The 15,094-nt window shown below is 33.3% G+C and carries 14 protein-coding genes; 12 read left to right on the top strand and 2 right to left on the bottom strand.

Annotated elements, in window-relative coordinates; translation table 11 throughout:
• Nucleotides 1-160 precede the first annotated feature (160 nt).
• The 3 genes from ABEB18_RS10090 to ABEB18_RS10080 all read left to right on the top strand — a co-directional run bounded on the left by ABEB18_RS10090 (nt 161) and on the right by ABEB18_RS10080 (nt 3,915).
• Nucleotides 161-1,150, top strand: coding sequence for an aspartate-semialdehyde dehydrogenase (locus ABEB18_RS10090; protein ID WP_348799181.1), 990 nt, complete (start codon nt 161-163; stop codon nt 1,148-1,150).
• 135 nt (nt 1,151-1,285) lie between these two features.
• Nucleotides 1,286-1,570 (top strand): hypothetical protein, encoded by a 285-nt coding sequence (locus ABEB18_RS10085; protein ID WP_348799180.1) that lies wholly within the window; start codon nt 1,286-1,288, stop codon nt 1,568-1,570.
• A 137-nt stretch (nt 1,571-1,707) separates the two neighbouring features.
• Nucleotides 1,708-3,915, top strand: coding sequence for a TonB-dependent receptor (locus ABEB18_RS10080; RefSeq protein ID WP_348799179.1), 2,208 nt, complete (start codon nt 1,708-1,710; stop codon nt 3,913-3,915).
• Between the two features lie 101 nt (nt 3,916-4,016).
• Here ABEB18_RS10080 and ABEB18_RS10075 read toward each other — a convergent pair whose 3' ends face one another.
• Entirely contained in the window at nt 4,017-4,604 is a 588-nt protein-coding gene (locus ABEB18_RS10075; RefSeq protein WP_348799178.1) for a riboflavin synthase, read from the bottom strand.
• 58 nt (nt 4,605-4,662) lie between these two features.
• Between ABEB18_RS10075 and pdxA the strand changes: the two genes are divergently transcribed.
• The 9 genes from pdxA to ABEB18_RS10030 all read left to right on the top strand — a co-directional run bounded on the left by pdxA (nt 4,663) and on the right by ABEB18_RS10030 (nt 12,451).
• Nucleotides 4,663-5,712 carry a 4-hydroxythreonine-4-phosphate dehydrogenase PdxA gene (gene pdxA, locus ABEB18_RS10070; protein WP_348799319.1) on the top strand — a complete coding sequence of 350 codons (1,050 nt, stop codon included), beginning with the start codon at nt 4,663-4,665 and terminating at the stop codon, nt 5,710-5,712.
• A gap of 84 nt (nt 5,713-5,796) precedes the next feature.
• Nucleotides 5,797-6,339: a YceD family protein gene (locus ABEB18_RS10065; protein ID WP_348799177.1), complete on the top strand. Its 543-nt coding sequence runs from the start codon at nt 5,797-5,799 to the stop codon at nt 6,337-6,339.
• Nucleotides 6,340-6,348: 9 nt separating this feature from the next.
• Nucleotides 6,349-6,546, top strand: coding sequence for a 50S ribosomal protein L32 (gene rpmF, locus ABEB18_RS10060; RefSeq protein ID WP_348799176.1), 198 nt, complete (start codon nt 6,349-6,351; stop codon nt 6,544-6,546).
• Between the two features lie 176 nt (nt 6,547-6,722).
• Nucleotides 6,723-7,721 carry a beta-ketoacyl-ACP synthase III gene (locus tag ABEB18_RS10055; protein WP_348799175.1) on the top strand — a complete coding sequence of 333 codons (999 nt, stop codon included), beginning with the start codon at nt 6,723-6,725 and terminating at the stop codon, nt 7,719-7,721.
• A 22-nt stretch (nt 7,722-7,743) separates the two neighbouring features.
• On the top strand, nt 7,744-8,223 hold the full coding sequence (gene accB, locus ABEB18_RS10050) for an acetyl-CoA carboxylase biotin carboxyl carrier protein (protein WP_348799174.1): 480 nt from the start codon (nt 7,744-7,746) through the stop codon (nt 8,221-8,223).
• Between the two features lie 104 nt (nt 8,224-8,327).
• On the top strand, nt 8,328-9,674 hold the full coding sequence (gene accC / locus ABEB18_RS10045) for an acetyl-CoA carboxylase biotin carboxylase subunit (protein ID WP_348799173.1): 1,347 nt from the start codon (nt 8,328-8,330) through the stop codon (nt 9,672-9,674).
• Between the two features lie 369 nt (nt 9,675-10,043).
• A complete protein-coding gene (locus ABEB18_RS10040) occupies nt 10,044-10,340 on the top strand; it encodes a hypothetical protein (RefSeq protein WP_348799172.1) in 297 nt (98 codons plus the stop codon).
• 52 nt (nt 10,341-10,392) lie between these two features.
• Nucleotides 10,393-10,689: a hypothetical protein gene (locus ABEB18_RS10035; RefSeq protein ID WP_348799171.1), complete on the top strand. Its 297-nt coding sequence runs from the start codon at nt 10,393-10,395 to the stop codon at nt 10,687-10,689.
• A 421-nt stretch (nt 10,690-11,110) separates the two neighbouring features.
• The gene (locus ABEB18_RS10030) at nt 11,111-12,451 is read left to right on the top strand and encodes a sigma-54-dependent transcriptional regulator (protein ID WP_348799170.1); all 1,341 of its coding nucleotides are present in this window, start codon (nt 11,111-11,113) and stop codon (nt 12,449-12,451) included.
• On the opposite strand, the gene ABEB18_RS10025 is transcribed toward ABEB18_RS10030, so the two are convergent.
• Nucleotides 12,448-14,886: an ATP-binding response regulator gene (locus ABEB18_RS10025; protein ID WP_348799169.1), complete on the bottom strand. Its 2,439-nt coding sequence runs from the start codon at nt 14,884-14,886 to the stop codon at nt 12,448-12,450. The two genes, ABEB18_RS10030 and ABEB18_RS10025, sit on opposite strands and share 4 nt — an antisense overlap.
• Nucleotides 14,887-15,094: the final 208 nt, after the last annotated feature.

Genomic DNA, 15,094 nt, shown 5'->3' with positions numbered 1-15,094 from the left:
ACACTTATATATTCTAACTAAACCACTCTCTAAAAGGGTGGTTCTTTTATTTTGTTTAATTTGTAACAATTTGTTAATTTTTGTTAACCCCCTTGTTATCGTTTTAATATTATTTACTTTTGTAGCTCAAAATTAAAATTACATAATAAAAATATATACGATGAGAATAGCAGTTGTAGGAGCTACCGGAATGGTTGGCGAGATCATGTTGAAAGTTTTGGCAGAGAGAAATTTCCCTGTAACCGAATTAATACCTGTAGCTTCAGAAAAATCAGTTGGAAAAGAAATCGAATTTCAAGGAAAAAAATATAAAGTGGTTGGTTTACAAACTGCAGTCGATTTGAAAGCAGATATCGCATTATTTTCTGCTGGAGGGCAAACTTCATTAGATTGGGCACCAAAATTTGCGGAAGCTGGAACTACAGTAATCGATAATTCATCGGCTTGGAGAATGGATCCAACTAAAAAATTGGTGGTTCCAGAAATCAATGCAAGTCAGTTGACCAAAGAAGACAAAATTATTGCTAATCCAAACTGCTCGACTATTCAAATGGTCTTGGCATTGGCTCCATTACATAAAAAATACAATGTAAAACGTGTAATCGTTTCTACATATCAATCTATTACAGGAACTGGTGTAAAAGCGGTTCAGCAATTCGAAAACGAAGTGGCAGGAATCGAGGGGGATATGGTTTACAAATATAAAATCAACAGAAACTGTATTCCGCAATGTGATGTTTTTGAGGATAATGGATACACAAAAGAAGAGATGAAATTGGTTAAAGAAACCAAAAAAATATTAAGTGATGATAGTATCAAAGTTACTGCGACTGCTGTTCGTGTTCCAGTTGTTGGAGGGCATAGTGAGGCAGTAAATGTCGAGTTTAGTAATGATTTTGATGTAAATGAGGTAAGAACAATCCTAAGTCAAACAGATGGAATTGTTGTACAAGATAATTTAGACACATTTACATACCCAATGCCTCGTTATGCTGAGGGTAAAAACGAAGTTTTCGTAGGTCGTATTCGCCGTGACGAAAGCCAGGATAATACTTTGAATATGTGGATTGTTGCAGATAATTTGAGAAAAGGAGCTGCAACCAATACAATTCAAATTGCAGAATATTTAATTGCTTCAAATTTGGTGTAATTCCATATTGTGTTTTAAAATTGCAAAAACTACAACTTTAAACGGTTGTAGTTTTTTTGTTTTATTACCTTTGCACCGATGAAAAGAAGGCAGTTCATAAATATTTCTCTGATTGTAACAATATTGTTTTCAATAGTGTTTCAATCTATTGATAGTATTGCGCATTTACAGGAACAGTTTTCCAGAAAAGAATGTCATCATACTTATAATTCTAAAGCCGAGTTTACGCATCAACATCACAATTTAGATCATTGTTATGTTTGTCAATTTGGTTTTAGTAGTTTTATCTCTCCAACACATTATTCCTATACATTCTTTGTAGGGAATTATGCTATTCCTTACTTCTTTACAAATCAGGAAACTGTTATATCGTTTTCTGGTAGTTTGTACTCTCATCGAGGGCCTCCAAATTGTATTTAATGACCTAATATTTGGGTTATTTTGCTTTGAAATAAATTTATTGCCGATGATTTTCTATAAGGAAATTTTATTGGTTACTTAATTATTTACCAAATCACTTCTGATCAATTTTGAACAGGAGAAATACAATTATTATAATGAAAAAATATATATTGGCTCTATTGCTAGGGCTTAGTAATTTTTTACAAGCACAAAATACAATCTCGGGTAAAGTAACTGATTCAAATAATAATCCTTTAATAGGAGTTACGGTTGATGCATCGGATACTCATAAATCTGTAAAAACTGATGAGAATGGGTTCTATTCTATAACAGGTCTTCCAAAAGGAAATGTAACCTTGGTCTTTACGTATATTGGCTTTGCCACTCAAACCCAAAAAATTTCTAAAATTCAAGATACTCAAACCTTAGATGTAATTTTGAAAGAAATGCTCTTTCAGATGGATGAGGTTGTGGTGTCAACACCTTTTTCCAAATTACAATCTCAAAATGTAATGAAGATTGATAAGGAAAGTATCAAATCTATGCAAGAAAAAGGAAGTGCAACTTTGATAGAAGGGTTGACTACCATTCCTGGAGTTTCGCAAATTTCTACTGGAACCTCAATAGGAAAACCCGTAATTCGAGGGTTGAGTGGGAATAGGGTTTTGGTTTATAGTCAAGGGGTTCGTTTAGAGAACCAGCAATTTGGTGCGGAACACGGATTGGGATTAAATGATTCAGGTGTTGAGAATGTCGAAGTTATCAAAGGCCCCGCTTCTTTGTTGTATGGTTCTGATGCATTGGGAGGTGTTTTGTTTTTTAATCCCGAAAAATTTGCTACAGCCAATACTTTTCAAGGTGATTTCGGACAACGTTATTTTTCAAACACACTGGGCAGTAGTACTACTTTGGGTTTAAAAACTTCAACAGATAATTGGAAATACCTGATTCGAGGAGCTTACAATACGCAATCCGATTATAAAATTCCAGATGGCGATCGCATAACCAATACGCGTTTTCAAGAAATGGATTTCAAAGCAGGAATTGGATATAGCAATACAAAGTTCTCTAGTGTGTTACGATACAACTATAATAATCTGGATCTTGGAATTCCTGAAGAAGGGATTGCAGAGCAGACATTAACAAAGAAAACAACTTATCCTAAACAGGGTGTTTACAATCATTTGCTTTCGCTGAATAATACTTTGTTTTTTAACCATTCAAAACTGGACATGAATTTAGGGTATATTCGAAACGACCGAAATGAATTTGAAGATAGTGATGTCGCTGTTTTACATATGATTTTGAACACATTTGATTATAATGTAAAGTATTATTTGCCTAAGATAGGTAAGTTAGAAACGATAGTTGGTATTCAGGGTATGTCGCAGGATAATAAAAATTTAGGAGAAGAATTTTTGATCCCCGATGCTATTACAAACGATTTTGGGGTTTTTGGTACTGGAATTTACGAATGGGGTAAAAGTTCATTGCAAGCCGGAATCCGTTATGATTATAGACATTTAAGTTCTGATGAATATGGAATAGTTGGTGAAGAAGGCTATTTTGCTGCGCTTGATAAAAAGTATGATAGCTTTAATGCATCGTTGGGATACAAAACCAATTTGGCAACAAATTTAATTGCCCGATTGAATGTTGCGTCAGGGTTTAGAGCTCCAAATTTGGCAGAATTGACTTCTAATGGAGTTCATGAAGGAACTTTTAGATACGAAGTAGGTAATCCTGATTTGAAGACAGAACAAAATTTGCAAACAGATTTAGATCTAGAGTACAAGTCAAGCCATTTTGAATTTAGTGTAAGCGGATTTTACAACCATATTGGCGATTATATTTTTGCGGCGCCAACGGATGACGTTATCGATGAGGTTCAAGTGTATAATTATATGCAGAATGATGCCAAATTGTACGGAGGAGAAATTGCGTTACACATTCATCCGCATCCGTTAGATTGGTTGCATTTTGAAACCAATTTTGAAATCGTAACTGGTAAATTGCAAGATGGGGGTTATTTGCCTCAAATACCAGCAAATAATTGGAGTAACACCATTAAAACTGATTTTGGGATTGGGAAATGGTTAGAAGCTGGTTTTGCAACATTGAATGTTACTTCTACTTTTAGTCAAAATAATGTAAGTGAATATGAGGTTGCTTCGGATGGTTACACCTTATTGAATATGGGTTTTGGTGGAAAAGTAAAGTTAGGCAAAACTGCATTTGATATTAATTTGAATGGGAATAATTTATTGAATAAGACCTATATTCCTCATTTGTCTCGTTTAAAAAACGACGGAATACCTAACATCGGGATTAATGGTGTTTTGGGAATTTCGTTTAAGTTTTAAGCAGATTAATGTCAAAAATAAACCGCAAAGTTTAGTTGTTTTGTAAACTTTGCGGTCAATTCAAACCTCAATAACAAATTTATAGTTGTTGAGGTTTGTTTTTATTTATTCGAATAAAGGCGAGAAACATACTTTCCAATCACATCAAATTCTAAGTTTATTTTAGTGCCTACCGTAAACGAATGAAAATTAGTGTGTTCATAAGTATAAGGAATAATGGCAACACTAAAAGTGTTGGTACCCGAACCTACAACGGTCAAGCTTACACCATTTACGGTTATCGATCCTTTTTCGATAGTGATATTATTTAGGTTGGCATCATATTCAAAAGTATAAAACCAACTTCCGTTAGTTTCTTCAACTGAGATGCAAGTTCCGGTTTGATCTACGTGGCCTTGTACAATGTGTCCGTCTAATCGATCTCCTAATTTCATAGCTCTCTCTAAATTTACCTGATCTCCAACTAGCCAATCTCCAATGTTGGTTTTTTTGATGGTTTCTCCAATAGCTGTAACGGTGTAATGATTTCCGCTAATAGCAACAACAGTTAGGCATATACCGTTATGAGCAACGCTTTGGTCAATTTTTAGTTCGGTTGTTAATTCAGAGTCTATAGTGATGTGTATATTATCTTGTTCTTTTTTAACTTCTTGGACAATACCAAGTGTTTCAATGATTCCTGTAAACATTTCTTATTTTATTTTACTAAATTTGCACATCAAAATTAGCAATAAATAACTAGAGCGCATTATGAAAAAAGCAGAAAATATAATCGTAGGAATTTCAGTAGGAGATCTGAACGGTATTGGAAGCGAAGTAATTCTAAAAACATTCGAAGACAATCGTATGCTAGAATTATGTACTCCCGTTATTTTTGCCAATGTAAAGATATTATCGTTTATCCGAAAAAGTTTTGAATCGACCATTCCGTTACACGGGATAGATCGTTTGGATCAAATAGTTATTGGTAAAGTCAATGTTTTTAATCTTTGGAGAGAAGGAGTTGATTTGAATTTGGGTACAAATGACGATAAAGTAGGGCAATATGCTATCAAATCATTTGTAGCTGCTACCAAAGCATTGCAAAATGAAGAAATAGACGTATTGGTTACTGCTCCAATAAACAAATATAATATTCAGTCGGAGGAGTTTAAGTTTCCAGGACATACCGATTATTTGAACCAAGAATTAGAAGGCGACGCCTTGATGTTGATGGTGCAAGATAGTTTGAGAGTAGGATTGTTAACCGATCATATCCCTATCAATGAAGTTGCTTCTCATTTGACAGAAGAGTTAATTGTAAAAAAAATCGAGACAATCAACCAAACTTTGATTCAAGATTTTGGTATTACAAAGCCTAAAATTGCAGTTCTTGGATTGAATCCGCATTGCGGAGATGGTGGCGTAATAGGCAACGAAGATGATACTATTATAAGACCCACACTGAAAAAGATATTTGACAATGGGACATTGGTGTTTGGCCCTTTTCCAGCGGATGGTTTTTTTGGAAGTAATCAATATGAAAAATACGATGCAATAATTGCAACTTATCACGATCAAGGTTTAATTCCTTTTAAAACTTTGTCTTTTGGGAATGGAGTAAACTATACTGCGGGACTTAACAAGGTAAGAACTTCACCAGATCATGGTACTGCTTATGATATTGCAGGGATGAATAAAGCCGATCATAATTCGTTTAAAGAAGCTGTTTATCTAGCGATTGATGTGTATAATGCAAGAAATCAACATGCAGAAATTAGTCAAAAGCCTTTAAAAACAAAAGAAAAACAGTTATAAACAAAAAAAGGTGAATAACATTATTAGATTTATATTTATTTTATATCTTTGCACTCCCGAAGTTTAGGGCAAATTGTTGTTGAAATGAAACAGACAAAAGAATATACAATTCCTTTCGTAGGATTGAAGCTTGGGAAACATAAATTTGATTATCAAATAAATAATGAGTTCTTTGAAATCTTTGATTATAATGAATTTCAAAATTCAGATATCAAAGTAAATGTAGTTTTAGACAAGAAAAGCAATTTGCTAGAGATAAGTTTTAAACATCAGGGAACTATAAATGTGCCTTGTGATCTTACAAGTGAAGATTTTGATTTGCCTATAAAAGGGAAATTGAAACTAATTGTTAGATTTGGAGAGACTTTTAATAATGATAATGAAGAATTGCTGATACTCCCTTTTGGAGAATTTGAGATAGACATTGCTCAATATATTTATGAGATGATTGTACTCTCGGTTCCAACTAGGAGAATTCATCCGGGTATAAAGGATGGGACTTTAAATACAGAAGCTTTGACGAAACTGAAAGAACTGACAATTAAAGAGCAAAAGAAAGAGAAAAAAGAAGAAGAGAATATAGACCCACGTTGGGACAAATTAAAGCAACTATTAACGGATAAATAATATAGTAAAATGGCACATCCTAAGAGAAAAACCTCGAAAACAAGAAGAGACAAAAGAAGAACACATTACAAAGCTACTGTAGCTCAAATCGCTACATGTCCTATTACTGGAGAGGCGCATTTATACCACAGAGCTTACTGGCATGAAGGTAAAATGTACTACAGAGGACAAGTTGTTATCGATAAATCAGAGGTAACTCTTGCGTAATACGTTTTTGTAAATAATACTTGAACTCTCACTTGGTGAGAGTTTTTTTTGTTGTTTATACTTTTTCCCCAAATTAGAAAAACTTAACCCGATTAGTTTGGTTTTTTTATTGTAATTTTAGAGACTTTTTTAAAAATTTTGCAAGTGTTATCATTTGCAATAAATAATCGCATATAATGAGTACAATTACAGCCGCAATTACAGCAGTTGGTGGTTATGTTCCAGACTTTGTCCTTTCGAACAAAGTATTAGAAACGATGGTAGATACGAATGATGAATGGATAACTACACGCACCGGAATTAAAGAGCGAAGAATACTAAAAGATACTGATAAAGGAACTTCATTTCTAGCTATAAAAGCAGCCGAAGATTTAATTGCTAAATCAAAAATTGACCCTCTTGAAATAGACTTAGTTTTAATGGCAACTGCAACTGCAGACATGCCAGTAGCTGCAACTGGAGCCCATGTTGCTTCCTCTATAGGAGCTACAAATGCATTTGCATACGATTTGCAAGCTGCTTGTTCGAGCTTTCTTTACGGAATGTCAACAGCTGCAGCTTACATTCAGTCAGGTAGGTATAAAAAAGTATTACTTATAGGTGCTGATAAAATGTCATCAATAGTAGATTATAAAGACAGATCTACTTGTATAATTTTTGGAGATGGAGCAGGAGCTGTATTGTTTGAACCTAATTACGAAGGATACGGATTGCAAGACGAATATTTGAGAAGCGACAGTGTAGGACGTGATTTCTTGAAAATCCCTGCTGGTGGTTCACTATTGCCAACAAGTTTACAAACGGTAAACGATAACCAACATAATATCATTCAGGACGGTAAAACTGTTTTTAAATATGCGGTTACCAATATGGCAGATGCAAGTGAGTTGATTCTAAAAAGAAACAATTTAACTAATGAAGATGTAAATTGGTTAGTTCCGCATCAAGCCAATAAGCGTATTATTGATGCTACAGCACACAGAATGAATCTTGAAGACGAAAAAGTACTGATGAATATTGAGAGATATGGTAATACCACTTCTGCTACTTTACCATTAGTATTATATGATTTTGAGCACCTTTTCAAAAAAGGCGATACCATTATATTTGCAGCTTTTGGAGGAGGGTTTACTTGGGGATCTATTTACCTAAAATGGGCTTACGATAAAAAATAAATAAAACTAAAAAGAAATAATTATGGATTTAAAAGAAATTCAAAATCTAATTAAATTTGTAGCAAATTCAGGTGTTGCAGAAGTAAAATTAGAAATGGATGATGTTAAAATCACCATTAGAACCACACTAGAAGGAAATGTTACTGAAGCTACTTATGTACAACAGTTGCCTGTTCAAACCGCACTTCCTCAAGCAGTAGCTCCACAACAAGTTATTCCAGTTGCGACAACTCCAGCTGCTGAACCAGTAGAAAAAAATAATTATATCACAATAAAATCACCAATCATTGGTACTTTTTATAGAAAACCTGCTCCAGACAAACCAATGTTTGTAGAAGTTGGTAAATCTATTGCTAAAGGAGATGTACTTTGTGTAATTGAAGCTATGAAATTATTTAACGAAATAGAATCAGAAGTGTCTGGTAAAATCGTAAAAGTATTAGTAGATGATATGTCTCCAGTAGAGTTTGACCAACCTTTATTCTTAGTAGATCCATCATAATTTTAGATTTTAGATTATAGATTTTAGATCACAGATTTGATTCAATTCAATTCGAAGACTAATTTCTGATTGTTAAAATTACCTAATTATCTAATTGAAAAAATATGTTTAAAAAAATATTAATTGCAAATAGAGGAGAGATAGCTCTTCGTGTCATTAGAACATGTAGAGAAATGGGCATTAAAACTGTAGCCGTTTACTCTACTGCTGATGCGGAAAGCTTACATGTAAAGTTTGCTGATGAAGCTGTTTGTATTGGACCTGCACCAAGTAATTTGTCTTACTTAAAGATGTCTAATATTATTGCTGCTGCCGAAATTACAAATGCAGATGCAATTCACCCAGGTTATGGTTTCTTATCTGAAAACGCAAAGTTTTCTAAAATTTGTCAAGAGCATAATATCAAATTTATTGGAGCGTCTCCAGAAATGATTGATAGAATGGGAGACAAAGCATCTGCAAAAGCAACCATGATTGAAGCAGGTGTACCTTGTGTGCCAGGATCTGAAGGAATTTTAGAATCATATGAAGATGCTAAAGAAACTGCAGCAAGAATAGGATATCCAGTAATGATGAAAGCTACCGCTGGTGGTGGAGGTAAAGGAATGAGAGCAATCTGGAAAGAAGAAGACCTCTTGAAAGCTTGGGAAAGTGCTCGTCAGGAAGCTGCTGCAGCTTTCGGAAATGATGGGATGTACATGGAAAAATTAATCGAGGAGCCACGTCATATCGAAATTCAAGTTGTTGGAGATGCTTATGGTAAAGCTTGCCATCTTTCTGAAAGAGATTGTTCAGTACAACGTCGTCATCAAAAATTGACAGAAGAAACTCCTTCTCCTTTTATGACAGATGAATTGCGTAATAAAATGGGAGAAGCAGCTGTTAAAGCTGCTGAATTTATCAAGTACGAAGGTGCTGGTACTGTAGAGTTTTTGGTTGACAAGCACAGAAATTTCTACTTTATGGAGATGAATACTCGTATCCAAGTAGAACACCCAATTACAGAACAAGTTGTTGATTACGATTTAATTCGCGAGCAAATATTAGTTGCTGCTGGTGTGCCAATTTCAGGAAGAAACTATATGCCGCAATTGCATGCTATCGAATGTCGTATTAATGCCGAAGATCCTTATAATGATTTCAGACCTTCGCCAGGAAAAATCACTACTTTGCATATGCCAGGTGGTCATGGGGTACGTCTTGATACTCATGTGTATTCAGGATATACTATTCCGCCTAATTATGATTCGATGATAGCTAAATTAATTACTACCGCTCAAACACGTGAAGAGGCCATTAGTAAAATGAGAAGAGCATTAGATGAATTCATAATCGAAGGTATCAAAACAACAATACCATTTCACAGACAGTTGATGGATGATCCTAAATATATAGAAGGTGATTACACTACTGCTTTTATGGAAAGTTTTAAAATGAATGATCCAGAATAATTGTAAAGGCTGTCATTTTTGACAGCTTTTTTTACCATTTGACCCCAACAGTTTGTCTAAAAACTGTTGGGGTTTTTTGTTTTTTGGATTACAATAACAATATCGTTATGTAAAAATAGACTCAAATGTATGAGAAATCTATGAATTGGTAAGCTGTAAATTGGTTTGAAGTAAACAGTAATTGTGTATCTTTTTTACACACTGTTTCTGGGAATTACACATTTTATTACCGCATTAAATTTGAATAGTTTCGTGTAAGTACTTTAAAAACAAGGGTTTTGTAGCAAGAAGATGTTTTTTTGGATTATGGCACAGTATTTTCATGATCTAAAGCGTAAACAACAAATTAAATAATTAAAATCACACATCATGAAAAATTTATTTTTATCAGCTGCAATTGTTTTAGGAAGTCTAAGTTTATTTGCTACAACAGTACCAACATCAAATACTATCGTAAAAAGTATTTCTATCGAAGAAGAATTTACAGAAATTAAAATCACTGAATTGCCAAGCGCAGTCGTAGAGTCTCTAAAAAAAGCACATCCAGATGCAGTAATTGCTAAAGCTTACAAAAACGAGAAATCCGAATACAAATTAGATATCGTAATAGGGGATAAAAGCAGCAGTGTTTTTGCCAATGCTGATGGGACTTGGATTACAAAATAACCTTATTTCTACCGCTAAAAAAATCAATAAATAAATTTTAAATAAACAAACTATGAAAAAATTATTTTTATCAGCCGCAATCGTTTTGGGAAGTTTGACTTCATTTGCTTCAACTTCTCCAGTTTTAAAAACAATCATTACAACAATTTCTATTCAGGATGATTATATCGAAATTAAATTAGAAGAAGTACCAGCTCCTGTTACCGATGCTCTTAAAAAAGCTTATCCAGAAGGAGTACTTTCTAAAGCATACAAAAACCAAAAAGGAGAATACAAACTTGAGGTTACCGTTGGTGACAAAGTTGGTTCGTTGTATGCAAATGCAGATGGAACTTGGATTAAAAAATAGGTAATCGTTTTGAGCCTGATATCGGAACGGTTTCTGAGATAACATTTTATAATATTTTGCACTTTTGGTACTCTGAATACCACTTTTGATCTAAGAAATTAAACCAAATTTTAATTTCTCCAATCAGAAAATTGTACGGAAAAGCCAAAAGAACCAAATTGTTTTACATCTAAAGATTCCCTTATTCAAAGCTTAAAAACGTATTTAAAATTGAGTACAAAATAGAATTATCAGTTAAATACCAAATGTAGGCTACTGTAGTAACAGGTGCCTATGGTAACTGATGAAAATAATAATTGGGGAATTATATTTATGTTTTGGCAGAAAAGAGATTGTTTTTATAGCAATCTCTTTTTTTTGCATAATTTTATGAAAATACAAGTTTATTAATATTATTTTAGTGGAAAGTCCCTCGATACAGATGTCTAAGATATTACTAATAGAAGACGATATTTCATTTTGCAAATTATTAGAGAAATTTCTAATAAAGAAAGAGTACGAAGTGAACATTGCTTTTTCGGCCGCAGAAGCTAAATTAACAATCCAACAAAAATCATTTGACTTGATTTTAATGGACATTCGTTTACCAGATTCTGATGGGATTAAGCTTATGACCGAATTTAAATTGGCATTTCCCGAAATTCCCGTAATCCTTATGACCGGCTATTCTGATGTGAATACTGCCGTGAAAGCAATGAAAAATGGTGCAGATGATTACATTTCAAAACCTTTTAATCCCGACGAAGTTTTATTGGTAATTACGAATGCGTTGCAGAAACCACAAACTGATGTTTCTGCTGTTGATAAAAAAATTGTCGTAAAGCAATCCAATTCAGAGAATGAATTTGTTAAAGGGATTTCTGTAACTTCTAAAAAATTATTAGACCATATTCAGTTGGTGAGCCCTACCGATATGTCGGTTTTAATTATTGGAGAAAGCGGTACAGGAAAGGAAATAATTGCCAAGAGCATTCATCAACAAAGTAATAGAAGTCACAATAATTTTATTGCGGTAGATTGTGGTGCAATTCCTAAAGAATTAGCAGCAAGTGAGTTTTTCGGACATTTAAAAGGTTCTTTTACGGGTGCCATTGGTGATAAAACGGGCTATTTTGAAGCGGCCAATAAAGGAACTCTTTTTTTAGATGAAATTGGGAATCTTTCATACGAAAATCAAATACAATTATTGCGAGCGCTCCAAGAACGAAAAATAAAACCCGTTGGGAGTAATAAAGAAATTAATGTAGATATACGGATAATCACCGCTACCAATGAAGATCTTAGAGAAGCTGTAAAAAATGGAAATTTTAGAGAAGACTTGTACCATAGGATCAATGAGTTTTCCATTCATTCGCCTTCATTGGTTGACAGAGGTGAGGATTTGATGGTTTTTGCCGATTATTTTTTAGAAAAAGCCAATGAACAATTAAGCAAAAACATCATCGGATTTTCATTGGAAGTCATTGCTATTTTTCAAAAATACAACTGGCCAGGTAATTTACGTGAATTGCAGAATTGTGTTAAGAGAGCTACTCTTTTGTCTAAAGGGGATTATATTGAAAGCGATGTTTTGCCTGCCGAGTTTTTTCAAACACAAAATCAGCAACAAACCAGTAGTAATTTTTCGTTGCCTGATACCGAAAAAGAAACCATCATTCACGCTTTGTCCAAAACACATAATAATAAATCCGAAGCGGCAAAATTGCTTAAGATTACCAGAAAAACCCTTTATAATAAATTAAAACTCTACAATATAAATTAGGTGATTTCTTTTTTTAAAGCGATAAAAAGCAAGTTTATTTGAGCTTTTAAATCGCCCAAAAGTTTATCGAAGTCGCTGTTGTTAGGATTGCTATTCTCAAAAGTTTTTAAGATTTTATCTATTTCATAGGCTTCAATTTGTCGGAACATCGGAGCAATTCTGTGAGCAATTGCATTGATTTCGGATATATTGTTTTCTTGTACGGCATTTTCTAAAATGACCAAATTCTCATTGGTGCTTTCAATAAATTGTTTCAAAACCTCCTGTAGAGTTTCATTATCATCGCCCAAAAATTGATTCAATGGTTCTAATGAATATAGTTTTGTAGTTGATATAGATTCATTTTTGGTAATATCAATTGGCAATACATTATTTTCTATTACACTTTGAATGGTTTCTAGTAATACTTTTGGCGAATATGGTTTTTGAACCACTGTTGTAAATCCAGCTTTGATGAAAACCGAATAATCCAAATCTGAACGGCCAGTTAGTGCAACAATAGGTTGGTTTTTATAATTGGACAGTTTCATTTTTTTCAATTGTTCAAGAAATAAAAAACCATCCATTTTGGGCATTTGAATATCAGTAATAATAAAATCAAACTCTGTTTCCTGAATTGTTTTTAGTGCGGTAATGGCATTGTCAAACGACAAGACTTGGTGTTTTTCCTGCCTTAAAACATTTGTTGTTAAGTTCAATAAATTAATGTCGTCATCTATCACAATAAAGATCATTTTCGGGATACTTATTGGTTTAGATTCTTTTTTTACAGTGTGATTGTTTGGGCTAGAATCAAACAATAATGGGAGTTCTATTGTAAAAGTACTTCCTTTTCTAAATTCGCTTTCTAGTTTTAGTGTGCCTCCTAAAATGGTAATGATCTTTTTGCAAATAGACAACCCTAAGCCAGTTCCGCCGTATTTTTTTTCTATATTTTCATTGGCTTGGGTAAACTCATCAAAGACTAATTTTTGATTTTCTTTTTCGATTCCAATTCCTGTATCTTGAATAGAAACTACAAACTTATTATTGCCAAGTGTTGTATAAGCCTTGATTTTGATAAACCCTTTTTCAGTAAATTTATAGGCATTCCCAATAATATTTGTCAAAACTTGTTTGAGACGATAAGAATCGCCTACGATTCTAGTGTTAAGTTTTTGTTCAACATCTATAATGAGATCAATGTTTTTATGTTTGTGTAGGGTTTGGACATTTTTGGCAACATCTTCTATGATTTCAGGTAATGAAAATGGTACCTTTTCTAAGGTAATTTTACCCGCTTCAATTTGAGAAAAGTCTAATAAATCCTTTACTAATTGAGTGATGTACTCAGAAGAGTTTTTAATGTTTTTAATGAAATAAGATTGCTTTGTAGTAAGGTCGGACTCCTGTAAAAGTTCGGTATAGCCAACTATTGTGCTCAAAGGCGTTTTCAGATCATGACTCACTGTCGAGATAAGCTGTTCTCTGCTTCGTAACAAGTTTTGGGTCTTGTAGTTGGCAATTTCTAATTGTTTTTTATAAAGTTGAGTTTTAGAATAATCGCTTATAATCAAGATCGAAAAAAGTAATGTTAAAATCAAACCAGCAATTGCCGCAGCAGTGACTATTTTATTAACTTTTTTGAGGGATTGTTCCTTTAAAGCATTATTTTTAATAGAATTGCTAATGATTTCGGCTTCGATGATACGAAGCACTTTTCGGAGTTGTTCTGAAATGGCAATTTCATTTTTGAGTAGTTTATTTTCTTCAAGATTAAGCGAAATTTTCTTTTTTTCAGCTCTCAATTTTACTCTGCTCAAAAGTCTTTTAGAATTGGCCAAAATCGAGTCAGACTCTTTTTTACTAAGTGTATTCGTGCTGTCGTCAGGGATATTTTGATTGAGATAATCAACGTACTTTCTAAGCACTCTTTGTTGGTACTCCCCTAATTCGTTTGGATTTTTGGCAAAATCTTTCATCACCAGTTTTCGAAGTTTGTCCTCCATTCTGGTGATTTCATTTATAGCATTATTTACCGAAACTTCATCATCGGCTTTGTTTTTGATGTTCTTTAGTTGTTGAATGTTTTTGGTTTTTTCAGACAATAAATAGGAAACACTATCCAATAAAGTTTTTTGGTAAGGAGTCGTTACAATTTGTTTAAGTGTATCAATTCTTGATTTTAAGGAATCTGTTTCTACAAGATAATTTTTAAAATCCTTTTCAGAATCGGATAGAATTGTTTTTCGAGCTAGACTCTCTGTTTTGTAAACGGTAGAAAATAGCTTACTTATTTTTAGAATCTTGGTTCTCTCAAAAGCAATTTTGTCTTCTAATTTATTATAAACTGTATTTTCTGAATATAAAAAATAACCAACAGCCACAACCAAAGCTGCTAAGACAACATAACTCAATAGTACTTTTATAGGCGTATAACTTTTCTTGTTTTCCATAAATTTATAACGGAGTTTTGTAAGTTTTATTCGGTTATATTGATGTTTTTTTACATAGAAGCTTAGTCGATTTTGCTATACATAAGCAATAGTAAATGATTGGCCTTGTAGTATGGACTTATTGTGTGTTGTAATATTTTCTGCAGATCACAAGTTGTTGCTATGTCTTTAAGCAAATAAGCCGTTTCATCACTTGAAACGGCTTACT

The organism is Flavobacterium adhaerens, from assembly GCF_040045115.1.
In the GTDB taxonomy this organism is placed as follows: Bacteria; Bacteroidota; Bacteroidia; order Flavobacteriales; family Flavobacteriaceae; genus Flavobacterium; species Flavobacterium adhaerens.
The sequence above is the reverse complement of the archived record's forward strand: the minus strand, read 5'-3'. Positions and strand labels throughout refer to the sequence as shown.

Bases quoted from the DNA above. Each gene is read 5' to 3' on its own strand.
- ABEB18_RS10090 (WP_348799181.1), top strand. From the start codon at position 161: ATGAGAATAGCAGTTGTAGGAGCTACCGGAATGGTTGGCGAGATCATG.
- ABEB18_RS10080 (WP_348799179.1), top strand. From the start codon at position 1,708: ATGAAAAAATATATATTGGCTCTATTGCTAGGGCTTAGTAATTTTTTA.
- ABEB18_RS10075 (WP_348799178.1), bottom strand. From the start codon at position 4,604: ATGTTTACAGGAATCATTGAAACACTTGGTATTGTCCAAGAAGTTAAA.
- ABEB18_RS10065 (WP_348799177.1), top strand. From the start codon at position 5,797: ATGAAACAGACAAAAGAATATACAATTCCTTTCGTAGGATTGAAGCTT.
- rpmF (WP_348799176.1), top strand. From the start codon at position 6,349: ATGGCACATCCTAAGAGAAAAACCTCGAAAACAAGAAGAGACAAAAGA.
- ABEB18_RS10055 (WP_348799175.1), top strand. From the start codon at position 6,723: ATGAGTACAATTACAGCCGCAATTACAGCAGTTGGTGGTTATGTTCCA.
- accB (WP_348799174.1), top strand. From the start codon at position 7,744: ATGGATTTAAAAGAAATTCAAAATCTAATTAAATTTGTAGCAAATTCA.
- accC (WP_348799173.1), top strand. From the start codon at position 8,328: ATGTTTAAAAAAATATTAATTGCAAATAGAGGAGAGATAGCTCTTCGT.
- ABEB18_RS10040 (WP_348799172.1), top strand. From the start codon at position 10,044: ATGAAAAATTTATTTTTATCAGCTGCAATTGTTTTAGGAAGTCTAAGT.
- ABEB18_RS10035 (WP_348799171.1), top strand. From the start codon at position 10,393: ATGAAAAAATTATTTTTATCAGCCGCAATCGTTTTGGGAAGTTTGACT.
- ABEB18_RS10030 (WP_348799170.1), top strand. From the start codon at position 11,111: ATGTCTAAGATATTACTAATAGAAGACGATATTTCATTTTGCAAATTA.
- ABEB18_RS10025 (WP_348799169.1), bottom strand. From the start codon at position 14,886: ATGGAAAACAAGAAAAGTTATACGCCTATAAAAGTACTATTGAGTTAT.